This is a genomic window from Caballeronia sp. LZ062, assembly GCF_031450785.1.
Classification (GTDB): Bacteria; Pseudomonadota; Gammaproteobacteria; order Burkholderiales; family Burkholderiaceae; genus Caballeronia.
The window spans coordinates 937,352-959,052 of sequence record NZ_JARTWB010000001.1 but is presented as its reverse complement, the minus strand read 5'-3'; the positions used below and the strand labels follow the sequence as shown (position 1 = coordinate 959,052).

Annotated in this window: 18 protein-coding genes and 1 pseudogene; 7 read left to right on the top strand and 12 right to left on the bottom strand. The window is 62.0% G+C overall.

Features of this window, described 5'->3' with window-relative positions:
* Nucleotides 1-113 precede the first annotated feature (113 nt).
* The 5 genes from tssF (at nt 114) to P9239_RS04440 (ending at nt 8,278) form a co-directional block, all read left to right on the top strand.
* Nucleotides 114-1,994 (top strand): type VI secretion system baseplate subunit TssF, encoded by a 1,881-nt coding sequence (tssF, locus tag P9239_RS04460; RefSeq protein ID WP_309749273.1) that lies wholly within the window; start codon nt 114-116, stop codon nt 1,992-1,994.
* 9 nt (nt 1,995-2,003) lie between these two features.
* Nucleotides 2,004-4,811, top strand: a complete 2,808-nt coding sequence (locus P9239_RS04455; protein ID WP_309749272.1) for a type VI secretion system tip protein TssI/VgrG — start codon at nt 2,004-2,006, stop codon at nt 4,809-4,811.
* An 82-nt stretch (nt 4,812-4,893) separates the two neighbouring features.
* The gene (locus tag P9239_RS04450) at nt 4,894-6,027 is read left to right on the top strand and encodes a hypothetical protein (protein ID WP_309749271.1); all 1,134 of its coding nucleotides are present in this window, start codon (nt 4,894-4,896) and stop codon (nt 6,025-6,027) included.
* A 10-nt stretch (nt 6,028-6,037) separates the two neighbouring features.
* Entirely contained in the window at nt 6,038-7,795 is a 1,758-nt protein-coding gene (locus P9239_RS04445; protein ID WP_309749270.1) for a TIGR02594 family protein, read from the top strand.
* 21 nt (nt 7,796-7,816) lie between these two features.
* Entirely contained in the window at nt 7,817-8,278 is a 462-nt protein-coding gene (locus P9239_RS04440) for a hypothetical protein (RefSeq protein WP_309749269.1), read from the top strand.
* 221 nt (nt 8,279-8,499) lie between these two features.
* Here P9239_RS04440 and P9239_RS04435 read toward each other — a convergent pair whose 3' ends face one another.
* The 3 genes and pseudogenes from P9239_RS04435 to P9239_RS04425 form a co-directional block, all read right to left on the bottom strand.
* A complete protein-coding gene (locus P9239_RS04435) occupies nt 8,500-9,111 on the bottom strand; it encodes a DUF5666 domain-containing protein (RefSeq protein WP_309749268.1) in 612 nt (203 codons plus the stop codon).
* A 49-nt stretch (nt 9,112-9,160) separates the two neighbouring features.
* A pseudogene (locus P9239_RS04430) lies at nt 9,161-9,927 on the bottom strand (molybdopterin-dependent oxidoreductase).
* Nucleotides 9,928-9,931: 4 nt separating this feature from the next.
* The gene (locus P9239_RS04425; protein WP_309749623.1) at nt 9,932-10,453 is read right to left on the bottom strand and encodes a cytochrome b/b6 domain-containing protein; all 522 of its coding nucleotides are present in this window, start codon (nt 10,451-10,453) and stop codon (nt 9,932-9,934) included.
* A gap of 235 nt (nt 10,454-10,688) precedes the next feature.
* Between P9239_RS04425 and P9239_RS04420 the strand changes: the two genes are divergently transcribed.
* The gene (locus P9239_RS04420) at nt 10,689-11,360 is read left to right on the top strand and encodes a heavy metal response regulator transcription factor (protein WP_309749267.1); all 672 of its coding nucleotides are present in this window, start codon (nt 10,689-10,691) and stop codon (nt 11,358-11,360) included.
* On the top strand, nt 11,357-12,769 hold the full coding sequence (locus P9239_RS04415; protein ID WP_309749266.1) for a heavy metal sensor histidine kinase: 1,413 nt from the start codon (nt 11,357-11,359) through the stop codon (nt 12,767-12,769). The genes P9239_RS04420 and P9239_RS04415 overlap by 4 nt, the downstream gene beginning before the upstream one ends.
* Nucleotides 12,770-12,786: 17 nt before the next feature.
* Here the strand turns inward: P9239_RS04415 and P9239_RS04410 are convergent, their stop codons facing one another.
* From P9239_RS04410 to P9239_RS04370, 9 genes are all read right to left on the bottom strand, one after another.
* Nucleotides 12,787-14,580, bottom strand: coding sequence for an FAD-dependent oxidoreductase (locus tag P9239_RS04410; RefSeq protein WP_309749265.1), 1,794 nt, complete (start codon nt 14,578-14,580; stop codon nt 12,787-12,789).
* Nucleotides 14,577-15,683: a DedA family protein/thiosulfate sulfurtransferase GlpE gene (locus P9239_RS04405; RefSeq protein ID WP_404980173.1), complete on the bottom strand. Its 1,107-nt coding sequence runs from the start codon at nt 15,681-15,683 to the stop codon at nt 14,577-14,579. The genes P9239_RS04410 and P9239_RS04405 overlap by 4 nt, the downstream gene beginning before the upstream one ends.
* A gap of 766 nt (nt 15,684-16,449) precedes the next feature.
* Nucleotides 16,450-17,415, bottom strand: coding sequence for a D-erythronate dehydrogenase (gene denD, locus P9239_RS04400; RefSeq protein ID WP_309749263.1), 966 nt, complete (start codon nt 17,413-17,415; stop codon nt 16,450-16,452).
* 19 nt (nt 17,416-17,434) lie between these two features.
* Nucleotides 17,435-18,223: a 2-oxo-tetronate isomerase gene (gene otnI / locus P9239_RS04395; protein WP_309749262.1), complete on the bottom strand. Its 789-nt coding sequence runs from the start codon at nt 18,221-18,223 to the stop codon at nt 17,435-17,437.
* Between the two features lie 51 nt (nt 18,224-18,274).
* Nucleotides 18,275-19,168 (bottom strand): L-threonate dehydrogenase, encoded by an 894-nt coding sequence (gene ltnD, locus P9239_RS04390; RefSeq protein ID WP_309749261.1) that lies wholly within the window; start codon nt 19,166-19,168, stop codon nt 18,275-18,277.
* A gap of 21 nt (nt 19,169-19,189) precedes the next feature.
* Complete coding sequence (locus P9239_RS04385; protein WP_309749260.1) at nt 19,190-19,921, bottom strand: FadR/GntR family transcriptional regulator; 732 nt, start codon at nt 19,919-19,921, stop codon at nt 19,190-19,192.
* A gap of 76 nt (nt 19,922-19,997) precedes the next feature.
* Nucleotides 19,998-20,336: a thioredoxin family protein gene (locus tag P9239_RS04380; RefSeq protein ID WP_250474455.1), complete on the bottom strand. Its 339-nt coding sequence runs from the start codon at nt 20,334-20,336 to the stop codon at nt 19,998-20,000.
* Between the two features lie 236 nt (nt 20,337-20,572).
* A complete protein-coding gene (locus P9239_RS04375; protein WP_309749259.1) occupies nt 20,573-21,100 on the bottom strand; it encodes a chromate transporter in 528 nt (175 codons plus the stop codon).
* Nucleotides 21,097-21,642 carry a chromate transporter gene (locus P9239_RS04370; protein ID WP_309749258.1) on the bottom strand — a complete coding sequence of 182 codons (546 nt, stop codon included), beginning with the start codon at nt 21,640-21,642 and terminating at the stop codon, nt 21,097-21,099. Before P9239_RS04370 ends, P9239_RS04375 begins: the two co-directional genes overlap by 4 nt.
* Nucleotides 21,643-21,701: the final 59 nt, after the last annotated feature.

Here is a 21,701-nt window from a genome sequence, read left to right as displayed (position 1 = left end):
GGCGCATCTTTTGAGGAAAAACAATCTAAAAGAATGCGTGAAGTGGCGATACTCCTGATGTCACTGACAGTCGCTCGTCCATCTTTCGCACCGCATGTAAACTAGGGCAAGCGATGGACCCGCGTCTGCTTGACCACTACAATCGCGAGCTACATCGCCACAGGGAACTCATGCTCGAGTTCGCGGAAACCCACAAGAAGGTCTCGCAGCGCATGGGGCTTCAAGTCGGCGATATCAACGACACCTATGTCGATCGGTTGATTCAGTCGTCGTCGTTTGTGACCGCGCGTGCCGACATGCGTCTCGCCGATGAATTCGGCCTTTTCACGCAAGCCCTCCTGCAAACCACATACCCCAACTACATAACGCCAACACCGTCTATGTCCATCGCCCGTCTCGTTCCAGGCGAGAAGACAGGTACACTTCGCCGGGGGATTACGCTGCCGCGCGGCAGCGTATTGAAATCTCGTATACCCAGCAACGAGCACACGGCGTGTGAATTTACGACTAGTCAGGATATCACCCTATATCCACTCGAAGTCAGTGAAGCACGACTAACCGGCATTCCGCCGGATATTCCGGCGCTCGATCGTTTTGTGCCCGCTGGGGCGCAAGTGCAAGGCGCGCTACGAGTAACCCTGCGCATCATCGGCGATGCCTCGTTCAACGAATTGGATGGTGTCGACCGACTGCCCTTCTACCTTTCCGGTGACGAGGCGGTCGCCTCGCACCTGTTCGAACTAATTCATGCGGCAACCATAGCAAGCGTTATTGGCGCACCAGGGCGATTCGCGTCCGACCGATTTCACCCCGTCACGCACGATGCCGTCGTCCACGAGGCACTAGAACCGGAACACAGCCTCCTGCCTGCGGTTCCGACCAAACTTCATGGGCATAACCTTGTGCAGGAGTATTTCTGTTTTCCAGAACGATTCTGGTTTTTCACCATCACGGGCTTGAAGCGCGCGTTTGCCGGTATAGACGGAAAGCATGCTGAAGTCGTCCTATTGTTGAGTCGTCCGGTTGGACATCTCGCTAACTCAGTCGACGCGACTCATTTTGCTTTGTTTTGCTCACCTGTTATCAATCTCTTTCCGCGTAGCAGCGGACGGCTCCAGATCGATCCGAAGAAAGCGGAGCATCTTCTCATACCAGTTCCATCCAGGCCCAACGACTTTGAAGTGCATTCTGTAAGCCTTGCAAAGGGGCAGATAGCGCATACATCCGAGAGCGTCACGTTCTACCCGTTGCACGACAAATACTTCGAAGACACCGCTCAGGCGAACCGCTATTTCACACTGCGCCGCCAGGTGAACCGACCGCAGCTTCAAGTGCGTCCTTACGGTACCCATCGCCGATTTACCGAGACGCGTACTTACATTTCGCTCGTCGATGGCGAAGGCCGTCCCGATGCCGAAGGCATGCGCTACTTGAAAGTGGACGCGCTGCTGACCAACCGCGATTTGCCGTCCCTGTTATCTGTCACCGGACTGAGTGATCTCGAAGTCGACGATTCATTACCCGTTCGGAGCATCGGTCTTTTGCGCCGACCGACGTACTCCAAACCACCCCTAGGATTCGGGGAACGCGCGTGGCAACTCTATAGCCAGCTTCACCTCGATTACCTGATATTCGAGCCAATCCCTAACACGCAGTCCGGCGAAGGGCTGCGGCGACTTCTTCGCCTCTACGCGACCGAGGATGATGCGGCTCATCTACACCAGATCGAAGCCTTGATCGGCGCGTCTGCAAAGCCGGTTAATCGTCGCTTGCCTCGCAGCTTCGATCGGCCGTATGGGAGGGGTATCGAATGCGCATTGACGATCGACGAGACCGCCTTCAACGGCAGCCCTTATACCTTAGGGCTAGTGCTTGAGCGTTATCTTGCTCGCCATGTCTCGGACAGTTCGTTCACGACGACTGTGCTCCGTTCAAAGCAGGGCGACGACATCGCTCAATGGCCGCCACGCAGAGGTGGCCGCGCGGCCTTCTGACTTACCTCTATGGAAACTTATTCTCAGACGTCATGGTTCACTCAGCCGCGAACCCTCGAGCTGTCGGGCGCTTCGCTGCCACGCTTCGCGGGAAATCCGCTTTTCGCCGTTGCTCGCGTGAGGGGAAGCGAAGAACTCGGTCGCTTGTACGAATATGACGTGGATCTGCTCACAATCGATGACTCGCGTTTATGCGCGTCGGATGCTCAGGCGCTCGTCGACCTGGATTCCTTGATTGGGAAAGAAGTCACGCTTTCAATTGCAGTCGAGGGCAACGGCACGTGGGTACAAGGCCAAGCCGGCAATGAAGATTGCCGCAACATCGGCGCTGATGTGCGAAGAATAACGGGACTCGTCACGGCCGCGGAATGTGTCGGCAGCAACGAACGACGTGCCCGCTACAGCCTGAAGGTCAGGCCGTGGCTATTTGTATCGACGCTTAATCAGGATAGCCGTATTTGGCTTGGACAGGACATCGTGCAGATCACGCAGGACGTCCTCGACGCCTATCCTTTTCCATATGAACTTCGCTTGACCGGTCCCGACGGTGGCGGACGCTACCCGAAGCGCGATTATCAGCGCCAGTATTGGGAAAGTGACTTCGCCCTGCTCGACAGACTTTGGCAAGAATGGGGCATCACTTACTTCTTCGATTGCATCACCTTAGTTCTTTGCGACTCACCCGCAGCATTCAGAAGGCACGGCCCCGCATATGAGACGGTGCGCTATCTTGACCGAAACGCGCAACGCATTGACGAGGAGCACATACATGAGTTCCGTGTGGCTCGCCAACTCACCACCGGCAGGGTATCGCTGGTGGACTACGACTACACCCGATCGCTCGCGAAGCTGACTGCGCAGCAATCCGATCATAGCGAACGAGTCTTCGATAACGCGGAGCACTACGACTGGGGCGATTACTCGCAACCGCTCGCCGACGCGATGGGGGTTTACGGCGAGCCGAACAACTACAAGTGCGAGGCCGAACACCTTGCGAGGATCAAAGTCGATGCCAATCGATGCCAGAGCTTACGTGCAAAGGGCAAGGGCAATCTCCGCGGCCTGATGACAGGTCATACCTTTCATCTCAGAGACTATCCGCTCAAACCCGGCGACGGCGAGTATCTCGTGATTTCGACCGAGATGGAGATTGTCAATAACGACACGGCCACGCAAAACAACGTAGCCGAACAGCAGTACACATGTGAGACGACGTTCACGGCACAACCGGCTAACGTCTTCTACCGCACACCACAGACGGCGAAGAAGCCCCGCGCCTTCTCGGAAACAGCAATGGTGACCGGATATGGCAATGAGCCCATCTGGACCGATGCGTTCGGCAGAGTGAAGGTACATTTCGTCTGGGACCGTCGTCGCGAGAAGGATCAAGCCGCGATTTGCTGGCTGCAGGTCGCTTCGCCTTGGCAAGGTCAAAACCACGGCGCGGTCTGGGTGCCGCGGGTCGGCCACATGGTCTCCGTGGGGTATCACGACAGCGATCCTGATCGCCCGTACGTGTCATGCGAACACACGACGGAATTCCACCAGCTTCCATGGGCTTTACCCAAGAACGATGCGCTCTCCGGCTGGCGGAGTCAGGAACTGAACGGCGCCTCCGCTAACAGCATCGTGACGGACGACACGCCAGGCAAGCTGCAAGTTCAGGTGGCGAGCGACCACGCACAATCACGCCTTGTGCTGGGCCACAACACGCGCATCGACGGTCACGCGGGCCGCAAGGAGGCGCGAGGCGAAGGGTTCGAGCTTGCCACAGAAGCGCACGGCGTAGTGCGGGCGAACAAAGGGCTGTTGGTTACGACGGAGCCGCGCAACGGCGCGACTGCCCCAGCCAAGGCCATGGAGGAAACCGTCTCGCGACTGACGGAAGCGAGCGCGCAACATCAAACGCTCCATGAGCTTGGACTTCGGCACAAAGCACACCAACAGCCTGGACATCTTGACGACATTGCGTCCGCGATAGGAACGCAAGTCAGTGCTATCTGTGGCACCGCGGCGGATCTGCCTGGACGGCTGCCTGAATTGGCGCGACCCGATTTCGTATTGGCAAGCAGCGCGGGCATCGCGACAACGGCGACTGAAAGCACACACATTGCCAGTCAGCAAGATCATGCGGTGACGGCTGGTCGAGACGTGAGTCTGTCTTCCGGCCGATCGTTTTTCGCATCCATCCGCGGAGCCATCTCAATGTTTGCGCAACAGTTGGGAATACGGCTTGTAGCCGCCAAGGGCAACGTCGAAATCCAGTCTCAACGTGACCAGATCGCACTGACTGCCCTCAAGGACGTGGGGGTGACCAGCGTCAACGGAAAAATCGTGATTACCGCGTCTGAAGAGGTCTGGATTGGTGCGGGGGGCTCGTATATCCGCATCAATGGGACGGGAATTGTCAATGGTTCGCCGGGTGCGATTCTCGAGAAAGCGGCAGTCTGGAGCAAAGAAGCGGCCGACGGCGCCGACCAGCAGACGCAGACATTTTTTGAAAGCCAGTCTGAACGGCTATACAGCCAGCAGATACGCGTCGACGAGACAACCCTCGGTCCGCATAACGACAAGCTCGTCAAATACTACTTCCAGAACGAGGCTGGTGAGAACCTTGGTGCCGGGAATCTCGACAAACAAGGCTCAACGCTGCGGATATTCACCGACTCTCCAACCAAGATCAAGTCGGTTCTGGATGTCGCCAATGGGGAGTGGAGCGTCCTTCGGTTCAGTGAACCGTTCATCTTCGAAGAGAACCGCAGCGACCACCCAGAAGCCGCCGTCTTCGACTACGACGATCACCACGAGTGCTTCTGACGTATTCAAAGAACGGTTGGCTCACGGTACGTCCGCCATTCACAAGACTTACGTCTCCGCACAGATAAGGAATTGAACTCAGATGTTATCCGTTTGGCCAAAACTCGGTGCCGGCGTCACGGTCGCACTACTTGCGATAGCCTCGTTTTCGACCCCGGCTGCGCCGGTGCAAATCGATTTGAGAGCGCCGACAGGCTTTACCGCCGTCTCCATTGATCCCGTCAGAAACGACCAGTTCTGTATTACTGGCGATTTGACAAGCGACGACGGCGAGTCACGCACCGCCTGGGTCACATTGGTCGATGTCGTCCCTAAGCAGGTTGCCTGGGCGCAACGTCTCCCCGCGCCAGGTCAATACATCGGTAACTCCGCTGTTCGCTGCGCGACCGACGGTCACTCATATTTCGTGCTCACGCAAGCCTACACGCATTGGGAGTCGACCTTGAATCAGACGAAGGTGTTCATCAACCAGCTATCACCGAAAGGCGAACTAGGCATTTCAACACTAGTTTCGGCCGGCTTCGATGAATGGGCGACCGCGTTGAACGTGTCGCCTGAGGCAATATCTGTCATCGGCGGCGCCAATAGCGCGCTCGACAGTCAAGGGCGGTTCAGTATGTACGTCCAGCAGTTCGACGCGAAGCTGAAGCTCACGCATAGCATGACGATACCGCATGGCGCTTTCGCACCCAATTCGGAGGCCAGTCTTCAACAAGAAAGCCTTCGCATCGCCGGTGAGTTCCTGCCCGACACGGTAGCGAACGCAGCTGGCCGACAGGCGTTCGCGTTTTCTGACGTTGACCTGCGAACCGGTCGCTATTCCTGGTCAACATACGTCTCTCCAGCCAAGACAAAATCCGAGAAATCATTTTTTGCGAGCGACGGAAGCGATTTATACGTAGGTCTCACTCCGGATGACATGACAGTGGCAGTCGTCAATGCCAACGGCGAAGTTGCTCAGACGTTCTCTACAGCTAAGCCCGTCTGCGAGGTAAAAGCCATTGGTAGTAGCGGTGATACGTTGTACTTACTTGGCGCAGCGTGCAATCAAGAGGCGACAGGCGAACTTATCTCGATAGACCTTAAGCACAGAACCACCAAAGTCGTCAGAGAACTGCCAGGTTACCTACTGGTAGCGCGTTTCACCGACAGCGGCTGGGCAGCGGTAGTGAAACAAAAAGGTGGAATGTTGTCGCTAATGCACGACAGCTTTTGAGTGTCAAGAAATGAGTTACAGCCAAGAAGACAAGATCAATTTCATCAAAAGCCTCTACTGCCCCGCTCGACAAGTCTCGGCAGAACAGGGCTGTTCCTGGGAATTGATTCTCGCACAAGCTGCACAGGAAACGGGGTGGGGAGAAAAGATTCTTCCCGGAACCAATAACGTCTTCAATATCAAGGCCGATGCCAGTTGGACGGGAGAATCGACCGTCCACCGAGTATGGGAAGTGACGCCAAGCGGCGCGACGGAGTGGGTCAACGCACCTTTCCGAGTCTATCCATCGATATTGGAAAGCCTGCGCGACCGACAGAACTTCCTGGCGTCGCAACCGCGTTACAAGACCGCGGGCCTGTTTGATGACGACGTGCGCGGCGATCTCGCTAACGAAGCCAATGCCTTGCAAAAGGCCAAGTATGCGACGGATCCAGCGTACGCGGCACACATCGTCGAAGTGTTTCAAGGCCGCACCATGCAGAAGGCGATCGCAGAAGCCAAAAAGGAAGGCTGCAAAGGCTGCCTGCCTACGATAAATGTTCAACTCCTCGACGGGGCCAAGACCCCATTAGCCAGTACGAGGATCAAAGCATCGCAAGGGACGAAAGCCCTGACGACCACCACGGATGCCGACGGCCGCGCGCAAGTTCAAGCCGCGCTCCCCGGCGGCACCGTTGCGATTTCCGTCTGGTCTGACCACGACCGCAAGTGGACGAAGGTCGCAGAGGATGTCGTTCCAACGTCGCCACCGGTCCTGCTCACCATCACGGCCCCGACGATCGTCGTTGATGCACAGACGGAGCCGCACCGCCCTGTCGCGAGCGAAACTGGGCCCGCGCACTCGGAGCAACCAACTTCTGCTAGCAAGACGACGGAATCGGCTGCGGCCTCCACGCCGAAGATGCAGTACACGGAGTACAAAGTCCGGAAGGGCGACACACTTAGTAAGATCGCTCGCTCGACCGGGACACACTACGCGCTCATTGCGCATCTAAATGGTATCGCCTCGCCGTACCGCCTTTTTCCCGGCCAGGTCATCAAAGTGCCGCTGCAGTCGGGACGAAGCCAAGCCTCTTCTCGCTCGCACGATGCCCGGACCACGCCCGGAAGCAGTAGTGAACACAGCAATTCGAGCACTTCGCGCAACAGCGAGCAGACCGAGCAGGTCGGTCCACAGTTGCGCCCACATACCGAGGTCCATGTAGTCAACACCACTGCAACGCAAGACCACCCGTTGACCGAAGTTTTTTCTTCACAACATGCTCCGTGGATGGCCGTAGCCGAGAAGGAGTTTCAAGCGGGTGTTAGGCGTCGCGGGGGCAAACACCCGGACGAACATATTGAAGAGTATTTCACTGCGACCTCACTAGGAAAGCAACGTGACGACAAGCTGGCGTACTGCGCCGCGTTCGTCAACTGGTGTCTGACGCAGGCTGGCATCGAAGGAAACAACAGCGCAACGGCGGCGTCCCTAGCCTCGTGGGGACGACCGACGCGAAACAATCAACCCGCCTTTGGGGCAGTCGCCGTCGTCAAAATCGGCAGCGGCCACCACGTCACGTTCGTGAACGGTCAAACTACGAATAGGCGATTAGCGACGCTCGGAGGCAATCAAGGGTCTAACCACGGGGTGACGAAGAGCGCATTGCCCTTCGCCTGGGTGACTAACTATCGATTTCCGAAAGATTATGTCGAAAAGGACGAAGACTACGATCTACCCATCGTCGGTGTAGACGGCTCGACGATGACTTATGCATCGACACATTAGGATCGACGAAGCAAATTCTCTATGAAGAAATCAGTAATTTCTTATCTGGCCTTAGCCGCCCCGGCCCTTTTTATAACGGCCGCACATGCTGGCGATAAGTTTTACGTATTAACCTCAAAAGGCGAAGTCCCGTACAACGCACAGATTAAAGTCGCAAAAGGCGCAGGTTGGAGTGAGGGCAACAGGACCGTGTCATACGACATGACGCTAGACTCGGCGCATTGTCACACGCACATGACCGGTCACGCGACGTTCTACTCGAAACTAGACTCGGTTGGCAGTGACTCCTCCATCCTGCCCGATGGAAGGTACGTGCTATCGAACGTGTTCAGGGACGTTGGCGCGAACGGAGTTGTGGAAATCACCATGGACGTGCAGTCTCGCACGCCCCAATATGTCGGCGTGGGAATTCAAAACGCCCCGCTGACGCCTGGAAGCTGCATCACAGAGAAGGACGACGGCTGGAATTTCTTTCGATGGTAAGTTCGCCTCCTGCGCAACGACTCGAGCGTTCACGGACGACGAACGGGGACGCTTTGTGAATTGTGCACCTGCGTCAACTTGTATAGGCGCACGTAGCGAACTCTGCCGTGCAGGCCTTTTACTGCGGCCTCCACAGACACGTTGATAGTTGGTCGCAAACCACGCGCGCCCGCAAGGATTCCGCAAATTCCCTGCGGGCCGCCCACTTTCAGTGCACCTACTCACATCGGCGGCACAACCCCCTCCTTCTCCACCACAATCCGCTGCGCCGCGAAATCCCCGCCCGCCGGACTCGCCACGACAAACACCTTCTTCCCCGGCTTCAGATCATCATGCGTAGCAGGTGCGAACGTCACCACCGGCACGTTCTCCGGCACCGTGATCGAACTGGAACCGCCCTTGTACGACAGCTTCAGATCGCGTCCGCTCGTGCCCTGAACGACCTGATCGACGTTCGCGTTCGTCATCGAGCTCTGCGGGCCCAGGTCCCACGCGTAGTGACCCTCGCCCGTGCCGCGCGCCGCTTCCGGGAACACCAGCACTTCGGTCGCCGTCAGCTTGCCGTCGGTGCCGGTCGTCGCGGCCGTGCCGACGAATTCCCCCGGCTTGATGTCCTGCAGCTTGATGTTCCTGAGCGCCGACACCGGCGTATCGGCCTTGACGGTGACCTTCACTGTATCGCCGCTGCGACGATGCACCGTGAGCGTATCGCCCGACAGCGCGACGATATCGCCGCGGATACGCGTGGGCTTGGCGGCGGGCGTCTGCGCGAACGCGCCAGCCGTGAATGCGAGCGCCGCGATGCTGACGCCGAGTTTCATGCGAATCGACATGCAATCTCCTTGTGGTTGAACAAAAGACAAGCGTTGAATCAACGTCTGATCAGGAACCGCCGAACCAGTTGTAGCCCTGGTTCTCCCAATAGCCGCCGGGGTATTCGTTGGTCACGGTGATCGCGACGATATGCTTCGGGTTCTTGTAGCCGAGCTTGGTCGGCATGCGCAGCTTCATCGGGAAGCCGTATTTCGGCGGCAGGATCTGACCGTCGTACGTCAGCGTCAGCAGCGTTTGCGCGTGCAGCGCGGTCGGCATGTCGATGCTCGTCGAGTAGTTGTCCGCGCAATGGAACGCGACATACTTCGCGCTCGTATCCGCGCCCGCGCGCGCGAGAAAGTGCGCGAAGCGCCGCCGCCCCATTTGCCGATCGCGCTCCAGCCTTCTATGCAGATATGCCGCGTGATCTGGCTTTCCTGCGGCATCGCGTGAAGCTCGTCGAGCGTCCACACGCGCTTGCCTTTGACCAGACCGCCGACCGCGAGCTTGTACGCGGACGGGTCGACCTCCGGCACTTCGTCGATGTCATAGAACGCGTTGAACGGAAACGGCCGCGTGATCATCGACTCGGGATACGTGGGCGCGAGCTTGTTCGGATCGAACAGAAGCGCCTGCGCGTCGTCGTTCAGCGAGGAAATCTTGCGCAGCATCGCGTTCACGGACTTGTCGTCGGTGATATTGCAGCCGGACAGCATGACAAGGCCGCCCAGCGAAAGAATCCGCTTGCCGAACAGGCGCCGCGCGGGCGCTTTCAATTCCTTCGCTGCGTCCTTGATGATGGACTCGGCGTCGAGTGTGGGCTTGGTGATCGGCATGGCGTCAACGTCCTTTGATCATCAATACGAGCGAACGCGGCACGAGCGCGACCATCGCCACATGCAGCACGACGAACGCAAGGAGAAAGCTCATGCCGAAGAAATGCACGACGCGCGCGTTGTCATAGCCGCCCATCAGCGTGCGCAGCAACGGAAACTGCACGGACTTCCACACCACCAGCCCCGACAGAATGATGACGACGATATCCACGATCACCGCGAGATACGCGAGTTTCTGCACCGCGTTGTAGTGCGTGAGATCGTCGTGAGTGAGCTTGCCGCGCAGCGCGGCGAATGCATCGCTCATCACGCTCTTGATGCTCAACGGAAACATGCGCCGACGCAGGCGGCCGGTCGCCACGTTGATCGCAAGATAGACGATGAAGTTCGCGACCAGCAGCCACATGGCCGCGAAATGCCACTGAAGCGCGCCGCCGAGCCAGCCGCCGAGCGTGATGGCGGGCGAGAACGTGAGCGCCTTGAAGATCGGTGACGCGTTATAGATTTGCCAGCCGCTCGTCACCATCAGGAGAATGGCGAGCGCATTCACCCAATGCGTAATGCGCAGCCAGAGCGGCTGGACCGTCCGAAGTGTTCGTTCTTGCACGTGTTGCCTCGCGGATTGATGATCGAGCACGGACGCATCGTAGCGGCCCCGCACTGATCGATCCATGACGTCTTCATGACGTTTTTGTCATTTGCGGCGGGATAAGGCAGACGCTCGATAGAATCACGTCAACCTGATAACGAAGCTCGCGCGCATGACCATCCTCGTGATCGAAGACGACCGCAAGACCGGCGATTACCTGAAAAAAGGGCTCATCGAGTCCGGCTATCAGGTGGAGCTCGTGCGCAACGGTACGGACGGCCTGCACCAGGCGCTCGCCAATCCATACGAACTGATTGTGCTGGACGTCATGTTGCCCGGCATCGACGGATGGCAGGTCATGGCCGCGTTGCGCGCGAAACGTGACTTGCCTGTCATTTTTCTCACGGCGCGCGATCACGTCACGGACCGCATTCACGGACTCGAACTCGGCGCGGACGATTACCTCGTCAAGCCGTTTTCGTTCACGGAACTTGTCTTGCGCATTCGCACGCTGCTGCGTCGCGGCGTGATGCGTGAATCCGATACGTTTCAGATCGCCGATCTTCATGTGGATGTCTTGCGCCGCAAAGTCACGCGCAAGGGCATCGACATCGTGTTGACCAACAAGGAATTCGCGCTGCTGCATCTCTTCTGCAAGCATCCCGGCGAAGCGTTGTCTCGCACGGTCATTGCATCCGAAGTGTGGGACATGAACTTCGACAGCGACACCAATGTGGTCGATGTCGCCGTCAAGCGCCTGCGCGCGAAAATCGACAATGCATTCGAGCCGAAGCTCATCCACACGGTGCGCAGCATCGGCTATTCGTTCGGAGAGGACGCTTGAACCGGCGCTTGATACCGCGCTCGCGCTCGCTCGCGCTGCGCATTGCGCTGTCGTTCGCGGCCATCGTGTGGATCGTGGTCGGCATGGTGGGCGTGGCGCTGTATCAGGCGACGAACTCGGCGCTGTCCACGCGCGCCGACTATCAGTTGATCGGACGCGTCGAGCACTTCCGCTCGCTGCTGCACGATCTCTATACGATCAACGAGATCGAAGCGCGCCCCCGGCTCTTCGAAACCATGCTCGGCGACAGGCAGGACGTGATCATTTTCCGGCGCGCGGGATCGGCGGCGTTTATCAACGTCAATCCCGACCATATGCCGTTGCCGCCGCTGCATGTCGTGCCGGTCAACCGCGCAATCGGCCTCGATGATCTATACGAAGGCACGCGCGCGGATGGCGTGCGGATGCGCTGGATCGGCGCGCAGGCACGCATCGGCGAAAGCGGCGAAGTGGTCGAGATCATCGCGGCGCACGTGATGACGCAGGAAGCGCGCGTCTTGTCCACGTATCTCGTTCGCGTGTGGGTCAACATGATCGGCGCGGCGCTCATCGCCATGTTGCTGGCGTACTGGGCCACGAGCCGCGGCCTGCGACCGCTCAAGCTCATGGCCGACAAAGCCGCCGAAATCACGCCGCACCGCCTGTCCGCGCGTCTCGACGTAGCACATGCGCCGACTGAACTGCAGGGGCTTGCCGCGTCGTTCAACGCGATGCTCGACCGTCTGGAAAACGGTTACGAGCGCCTGCTGCAATTCTCGGCGGACCTCGCGCATGAACTGCGCACGCCCATCGGCGTGTTGATCGGCGAGACCCAGGTCACGCTCGCGCACGCGCGCAGCGCGCCGGAATATCGCAACGTGCTCGAATCGAATCTGGAAGAACTGGAGCGGCTCGCGCGCATCGCGCAGAACATATTGTTTCTCGCGCAAGCGGATCACGGCGAGCAGGCGATCGAGCGCGAGCGTCTCGACCTACGCGAGGAATTGCAGAGCATCGCGGCGTATTTCGAAGGCATCGCGGAAGAGCGCCGCATCACGTTCGATATCGACGCAACCGGCGACATGCACGCCAACGCGATCATGTGCCGCCGCGCTATCGGCAATGTCGTGGTGAACGCGGTGCGATATGCGACGCCGGATAGCGTCGTGCGTCTTTCGGGCCATGCGGATGCCGGGGGCGCGTGCATCGTCGTGGGAAACCGCGGCGCGCCGATTCCGCGCGAAGCACTCGCGCGGCTCTTCGACCGCTTCTATCGCGGCGACGCAGCGCGCAGCGAATGGACCGAATCGAGCGGGCTGGGCCTCGCCATCGTGCAGGCGATCATGCGGATGCACGGCGGAAGCGCGTCGGCGGAGTGCTCGGCGGACGGCTGGATCGAGTTCACGCTCCGCTTTCCCGCCGAAGCCTGAGCGCGCACGTCGGGCCGTCACGTCCCCGCGACGCTGGCCAACTCGCGCTGCGCCAGCAACGCGTGAATCTGCGAGACGACCGCCGCGCCTTCGCCCACGGCCGCCGCCACGCGCTTGGTCGAACTGGAGCGCACGTCGCCGATGGCGAACACGCCCGGCACGCTCGTCTCGAGTCCCATCACGCCTTCGGTGCGTCCCCCGTGCGCCTCGGGGCCAGTCAGCACGAAACCTTTGGCGTCGGTATTCACGCTGCAATCGCGCAGCCAGTCGGTGTTCGGATCCGCGCCGGTGAACAGGAACAGATGCCGCGATTCGAGCCGGAGCGGCCCATCCGGCGTCTTGCAGTTGATTGCCGTGAGCATGCGATCGTCGCCTTCCAGCGAGGCGATCTGCGTATGCGTGCGTACCTTCACGTTGGGCAACGAGCCGATGCGCTCCACCAGATAGTGCGACATGCTCGCCGAGAGACTCGCGCCGCGAATCAACACATCGACGCGCCGCGCGTGCGATGCGAGGTAAACCGCCGCCTGCCCCGCCGAATTGCCGCCGCCGACCAGCACGACGTCCGCGTTCTTGCACAGCTTCGCTTCGACAGGCGATGCCCAGTAGTACGTGCCGCGCCCCTCGTAACGTTCGAGCCCTTCGATGGCCGGCCGCCGATACGCCGCGCCCGACGCGATCACGACCGTCTGCGTGGCGACGCGCGTGCCGTTTTCCAGTTCGATCTCGGTGGGCGACTCGCCGCAATGCAGCGCCTTGATGCGCGTCGGAATGGCGATGTGCGCGCCGAACTTCTGCGCCTGCACGAACGCGCGGCCCGCGAGCGCCTGACCGGAGATGCCGGTAGGAAAGCCCAGATAGTTCTCGATGCGCGAACTCGCGCCCGCCTGCCCGCCCGGCGCGCGGCAATCGAACACGGCCACCGACAGTCCTTCGGACGCCGCATAAACAGCCGTCGCGAGACCGGCCGGCCCCGCGCCGACGATCGCGACGTCGTAGACGTGACTCGAATCGAACTCCGGCAGCCAGCCGAGCTGCGTCGCGACCTGATTCTCGTCGGGCGCGCGCAGCACGGTGCCGTCCGGACAAATGACGAGCGGAAAATCTGCCGTGGAGGCCGAGATGCGCTCAAGCAGCGCGATGGCGTCCGGGTCCGTGCTCGCGTCGATGACCGTGTGCGGATAGCCGTTGCGCCGGAAGAAGCCTTGCAGGGAGATGAGCCGGCCATCGTCCGCCTGGCCGAGCAACACCGGCCCGCTGCCCTTCTCGATCAAGCCGACGCGCCGCAGGATCAACGCGCGCATGATGCGCTCGCCGAGTTCCGCTTCGGCGACGAGCAGTGCGCGCAACTGTTCGGGCGCGATCACGAAGCCTTCGACATCTTCCGCCGCCATGCCGTCGACCAGACACGGCTTGCCGGAAAGCTGCGCGACTTCGGCAAGAAAATGCCCCGCGCCGTGTTCGACGACGATATGCGTCTTGCCGAGCGCATCGCGCCGCGTGACGCGCACGAGCCCCTTCAGGATGACCACCATGCCGCGCCCGACTTCGCCCGTGCGGAACATCCACTCGCCCGCGCGCCAGCGCGCCGCCTTGCCGAAGCGGGACATGCGCCGGATTTCGTCGTCCGTGAGACGCGGAAACATCTGGTGCGCGCGCGTTTGCAGCGGCGAGAACGGCGCGCTCTCGGCTTCGGGCGCGCCCGCGTTCGGCGTTGGCGTGTCCGAATCGTCCGGCGGCGGCATGCCCGGACTCCACGCCACGACGTTCGGCATCGGTGCGGCGTGATCGCCGTTCGGGGTGGTGCTCATGCGTGATCTCCGTGAGGTAAGCCGGGTTCATGCAGGGGCGCCGACGCTGCCGACGCTGTATTGGCGGACGCCGCGTCTCGCACCATCGGCAGCGAACACGTGTTCGCCATTTGCTCCGCTTCCTCCGGCGTCGCCGCGACGATATCGCCGAACTCCGTCAGCTTCGCCACTTCGAAGCCGGCGAGCCGCCACGCGTCGAGGCCGCCCGTGAGCGGCAGGACATCGCGAAAGCCCGCGTTGCGCAGCGTCTTCGCCATCCATGCGGCGGATACTTCGTTCGGGCACGAGCAATAGATGACGAGCTTGCGATCCTTGTCGTAGCTCTCGATGATCTTCTGCAACTCGCGCTCGTCCGCGAACATCGCGCCCGGAATCACGTATGGGTCGAGCATGCGCTTTTCCGCCGAACGGATGTCGAAGATGACGGGCAGCGGATCGCCGTGCATCAGCGCGTAAAGATCGTCCACCGTGATGCGCGCCTTTTCCAGCGTCGCCATGAGCGCACGGCGACGCCACCAGCGATACGTCACATAGACGGCGAGCAGCACCGCGACGACGATCACCGCTTGCCGTCCGAGCCGCGAGATCATGGCGAAGACCATCTCCAGCTCCGCCGCGAACACCACGCCGACGGAGAGGCCGACTGCGCCCCACAGCGCCACCCCCGCGCCGTCGTGCAGGATGAAGCTGCGCAGCCGCACGCCCATTGCGCCGGCGAGCGGCACGGAGACGAGCGAAAGACCGGGGATGAACTTCGCGACGAGCAGAACGCGCACGCCCCAGCGCCCGAAGAAGCGTTCGGTCTTCTTCACGCAGGTATCGCGCGAGAGCGACAGCTTGCAGATAGTCTTGAGCGTGCGGTCGCCGTACTTGCGCCCGCCCTGGAACCAGACGAGATCGCCGAGTACGCCGCCCGCGACCGCGACGGCCAGCACGCCGACGAGCGGCGGCCAGAACGCCCCGCCGTTCACGGCCATGAGCGCGGTGGATGCACCGACGATGATCATCGTCGGCATGGCGGGCACGGGCAGCCCGAGCGCCGAGCCCATGACGTTGATAAAAACGATCGCCGGGCCGAAACGATCGACTAGCTGATGGAGCAACATGGGATTCTCCCGCGTGCGCGATGGCGTTCTGACGTGACCGAGGCGCTTGCCGTGAGCGCGGCGAGGGCGGCAATCCGGCCGCGAGCGAGGGAGGAACGGGCGTGCGACGCCCGTGATCCACTGCGGCCTTCGTCACACTGAAGAGAGGAGTGTAGCGCGGAAATAAGGATGTAAGCGTGACAGGCGCGAGGCGTGCCGAGCGTGATGGTGTGAGCTACACGCTCCTCGAGTCTGCTCCGCTGGTTTGAGTGGATGAACTAAACGCTGCGCGAGCGTTGAGCGAGCGTTCAGCGAGGAGCGATTGGGGACAACGTCGGCGGCGAACATCGCCCGAGGGTTCTAGCCTCTGCCGCGCTTGCTCTGCGCGAGCTTCGCGGCGATCTGCGCTACACGCGCCGAATACTGCGCAAGTCCGCCAGCTCGTCAACGGCGGCCGAGACGCCGCGTGCTGTTGGCCAATTGCACCGCTCACGGTGACCCGCGCCCTTCGGCGATGCCAAGCACCGAGCGCACGGAAAGCCGACGCGGCACGCCCGCGAATGTCGCGAACCGCAACGGGACTCGCGACAAGCCGCTTGCTTGCTCAAAGCGCGGCACGCGCCGCACAGTGCGCAAGTCCGCCACCTCGCCAACGGCGACCGTGACGCCACGTGTTTCTCGCCAATCGCACCGCTCACGGTGACCCGCGCCCTTCGGCGATGCCAAGCACCGAGCGCACGGAAAGCCGCCCCGGCGCACGCGCGAATGTCGCGACCGCGCCGCCCTACCCGCGCATCTCGTCGATATAAGCGCGAATCACATCCGCGAACGACCGGTCGCCGGCCAGTCCCAACTGCTGGGCACGCGACGTGTCCCACGCGCCCGGCCAGCTTCCGACGATCTTCTCGATGCGCTCGTCGCGCTGCCAGTCGATGCGCGACACAGCTCCGTCGCCGGCCACTTCGCGCAGTGCGGCAACCATCTCGTTCACGCTCACCGACAACCCCGGCAGATTCACGATAGGCCGCGTGCCCAGCGCGGCGCGCTCGATCTCGCAACCCGCGATCAGCGCGTCCACCGCGCTCTTCGGCGATAGCAGCCACAGTCGCGTCTCACCATCGACGGGACACACCGCGCGTTCGCCGTTCAGCGGCTCGCGAATGATGCCGCTCGCGAACGACGACGCCGCCGCGTTCGGCTTGCCCGGCCGCACGCTGATGGTCGGTAGCCGCAGCACGCGGCCATCGACGAAACCGCGCCGGGAATAGTCGCAAAGCAACAGTTCCGCGACGGCCTTCTGCGTTCCATACGACGATTGCGGATTGAGCGCCGTGTCGTCCTGCACGATCTCCGGCAGCGCGCCGCCATACACAGCCACCGAACTCGTGAACACGACGCGCGGCGCGTGCCCCGACGCACGGCAGACTTCGAGCAGCGTGCGCGACGCGTCGAGATTGATGCGCATGCCGAGATCGAACTCCGCTTCGGCCTGACCCGAGACGATGGCCGCGAGATGAAAGATCGGGCCCGTCTCGCCGTCGATAAGGCGCTCCAGCACGGCGCGCTCGGCGATATCGCCGGTTTCGGCGCGCACGCGCGTATCGGAAAGGAGACGCTCATCGGCGGGACGCGCCACGTCGAGCAGCACGAGTTCCGTGACCGGCTGGCCGTCGAGCGTGCCTCGTTCCAGCAGGCGCTTCGCGAGCCGCTGGCCGAGAAAGCCCGCGCCGCCCGTGATCAGGATTTTCATGTCGTCGCTCCGGAACGCGTTACAGATAAGGCTTGAGCCAGCCGAGACCTTCTGACGTGCCCGCTTTCGGCCGGTATTCGCAGCCGATCCATCCGTCGTAGCCGAGCGAATCGATCAGTTCGAACAGATACGGGTAGTTCAGCTCGCCGATATCCGGCTCGTTGCGGTCCGGCACGCCCGCAATCTGAATGTGTCCGATGCCCGCGTTCGGCCGCTTCATATCGCGCTTGAGCTTCACGGCGATATCGCCCTCGACGATCTGGCAGTGATAGATGTCAAACTGCACTTGCAGATTCGGCGCGCCGATTTCATCGCAGATGGCTTGCGCCTCGTCCTGGCGATTCAGAAAGAAGCCGGGAATATCGCGCGTGTTGATCGGCTCGATCACGATGCCGATGCCCGCCGTCTGCGCCGCCTTCGCCGCGTATTCGAGATTGCGCAGATAGACGGCGCCGTGTTCGTCGCGCGGCTGGTCCGGCGCGATCAGACCGGCCATGACATGCAGCTTTTTGTTGCCGAGTGCCGCCGTGTATTCGAGCGCCTTGTCGACGCTTTGCCGGAACTCGTCCTCGCGCCCCGGCAGCGACGCGATGCCGCGTTCGCCCGCCGCCCAGTCGCCGGGCGGCGCATTGAAAAGCGCCTGCGTGAGGCCGTTGTCCGTCAGGCGCGTCTTGATGTCGGCGGCGGGAAAGTCGTACGGGAACAGGAATTCGACCGCCTTGAAGCCGTCTTTCGCGGCGGCGGCGAAGCGGTCGAGGAACGCGTGTTCGGTGTACATCATCGTCAGATTCGCGGCGAAGCGAGGCATCGCTTGTTCTCCTTCAGTGTCTTTATGGCGGCGCGGCTTATCGGTCAGGCTTCACTCCGACGCCTTCGGAAGCTCGATGCCGGGAAAGATCTTGATGACCGAGGAATCGTCCTCGCCGCCGTACCCGGCTGTCGACGCCATCATGAACATCTGATGCGCGGCTGCGGACAACGGCAGCGGAAACTTCGTGCTGCGCGCGGTATCGAGCACGAGGCCGAGATCCTTCACGAAGATATCGACGGCGGAAAGCGGCGTGGTGTCGCCCGCGAGGATATGCGGCACGCGGTTCTCGAACATCCAGGAATTGCCCGCGCTGTGCGTGATGACGTCGTACAGCGCCTCCGGATCGACGCCTTCGCGCAAGCCGAGCGCCATCGCTTCGGCGGCCGCCGCGATATGCACGCCCGCGAGCAATTGATTGATGATCTTGACCTTCGATCCCGCGCCGTGCGCGTCGCCGAGCCGATACACCTTGCCCGCCATCGCGTCGAGCACGTCTTCGCACGCGGCGTAGGCGGCGGCGGGGCCGGAGGTCATCATCGTCATTTCGCCGGATGCGGCCTTCGCCGCGCCGCCGGACACGGGCGAGTCGAGCATCAGCACGCCTTTTTGCGCGATGCGCTCGCCCAATTGCGCGGCGAACGCGGGCGCGACCGTCGCGCAAGCCAGCACGACGCTGCCGGGCTTCATCACGTCGACGGCCCCGGACTCGCCGAACAACACGGCTTCCGTTTGCGCCGCGTTGACGACGAGCGTCACGACGACGTCGCACTTCCGGCCCAACTCGGCCGGCGACGCGCACGCGATGCCGCCCTCCGCCGCGAAGGCGTCGAGCACGTGGCGGCGCACGTCGCACGCATGGACGGCGAAGCCCGCGCGCAAGAGCGAGCGCGCGACGCCCATTCCCATTGCGCCCAGCCCGATGACCCCGACGTTTCTCGACATGGCGTTCCTCTGTGTGATGTATTAGCGAATGCCCGCTTCCGCGAGACGGCGCGCGGCGTTCATGAGATGCGTCTGCGCGGCGTTACGCGCGGCCACGGCGTCGCCTGCGCGAATGGCGTCGGCAATGGCGGCGTGCTCTTCGCGCACCTGCCGCGAGAAGTCCTCGCGCAGGGCCTCGTTGCGGCGCGTGACGACCGTGCCGGCTTCCAGATACTGGTTCAGAAAAGCGAGCGTCTTCAGAAAATACGGATTGCCCGTCGCATTCGCGATCTCGCGATGAAACGCCACGTCTTCGGCCACGCCGTCGCGACCTTCGCGCACGGCTTCGTCGATACGGCCGAGCGCCGCGTCGATAGCCTGCAAATGCGCGTCCGTGCGATGCATCGCCGCTTCGGATGCCACTTCCGCTTCGATCGCCCGCCGCAGCGCGAGAATCTGCACGACCGCGCCCGGCTCGACCGCCTGCGCGTAGTCGATGCGCAGCGGCCGAATGCCCGCGCGCTCGACGATGAACACGCCGCTGCCTTGCCGTGGCTCGACCATGCCTTCGTTCTTCAGACGCGAAACGGCTTCGCGGATCACCGTGCGGCTCACGCCGAACTCCTGCGCGAGCACGGCTTCGCTCGGCAGCTTGCCGCTCGCGGCGAAACTGCCATTCTCGATCAGCTGCTGCAATTGCTGCGCGACCGTGTCCGACAACGCGCGAGGCGGAATCTTTTCAAACCGGGGCGGCGGGGACGGCTGTAAAGTCATCGGGTCATCCTACAAGTCAGGCGTGACGCTGTCTTGCTGGCGATAACCCTGAGCGCATCAAGAAATGCGCGAGCGATTATTCGGCGAGCGGCTCGTCGATGAGCGCGAGCGCGTCGCGAATCTCGCCGACGTCGCCCGGGCGCACCAGGCGCGCGACTTCCTTGCCTTCGAGCATGAAGATGAGCGTCGGCCACAGCTTCACGCGGAAAGATCGTCCGAGCGGCCGGCCGCTGCCATCCTCGATCTTGATGTGATGCACGCCGCGATGCGCCTGAAACGCCTGCGCGATCAGCGGCTGCGCGGCGCGGCAGAAGCCGCACCAGTCCGTGCCGAATTCGACGACGGTGGGCGCCGTCATCGCGTCGATTTCGCTGCGTTCGGGCGCGGTCTTCGCGTATTCGGTGGTCATGGTCATGGCGCGTGTCCTCGTGTTCGCATCGGATCGAAAGCCAGCAGGAAGCCTGCCAGCTTGCCGCTCAGCCGGTTAGTGACCGAAGCGCGACAGCTTGCCGTTCTTCGGTCGCGGCCCCGAGCACAGTCAGCTAGACATTCGTCGGTTACTGTCCCGAGCCGGACATCGGCGCGCCGTTAGCCGGTATTGCTCGTTTGCTGCCGAAGAACCGACAGTCCCGATTATTTGCCGTTGCCCGGTCACTGCCCGAAGCCCGACAGCCCGATCAGCGCGCCGCCCGCCAGAAGCCACAACGGATGCAGCTTCGTCTTGTACGCGAGCACGGCGACCGCCGCCGTGATACCCACGAGCACCGCAGCGCGGTCCGACGCCTCGGCGATCAAAAGCGCACTCGCCGCGACGAGCCCGACCGTGATCGGCACGAGCCCGAGCTGCACATAGCGCCGCCACGGGCGGTCCTTGAACCGCTCCCATGCGTGCAGCGCGAAAATCGTCACGAGCGACGACGGCCCGAACTTCGCGATGGACGTCACCAGCACGCCCGGCCATCCGGCGACGTGCCAGCCGATCAGCGTAACGACCATCATGTTCGGCCCCGGCGCGGCCTGCGCGAGCGCGAAAAGCGCGGAGAAATCCGCCTTCGTCATCCAGTGATGCACCTGCACGACCTGCCGCTGCATCTCCGGCAGGATGGTGTTGCCGCCGCCGAACGCGAGCAAGGACAACTGGCTGAAGATGGCGGCGAGCGAAAAGAGATCGTCTTTCATCGGCGCACCTTCCAGGCGATCAGCACGGAAATAGGCGTGAGCACGAGCATCGACGGAAGAAGCGGCGTGCGCAGCAATGCGATGCCCGCGAACATCACGAGCGCGACGGCGGCCGCCTCCGGTTTCTTGCGCAGCGGCCAGAGCAGCTTCACGGCCATCGCGATCAGAAGTCCTGCCGCAGCCGCCGCGAGCCCCGCGAACAGATGCGCGACGCGCGGGTCCTGATGCGTGCGCTGATAGATCACGCCAAGGCCGATGACGATGAGCGACGGCCCGACGAGCAGCCCGAGCAGACCGGCGAGCGCGCCCGGCACGCCGCGAAAGCGCATGCCAACGGCCACCGACAGATTGATCACGTTGCCGCCCGGCAGGAACTGGCAGAGGCCGAGCAGATCGGTGAAGGCATCGGCATCGAGCCATTGGCGGCGCTCGACGATTTCACGTCGCGCGAGCGGCAGCGCGCCGCCGAACGCCGTCAGGCCAAGCGTCAAGAAGCCTAAGAAGATTTCGGGAATCGTGGGGCGGGCGGAATCCGGTGGCATGGCGCGGTCAAGATCAAAAGCCGAGAGCGTACAGCGTCGGGCCGCGCGACAAAAGCGGC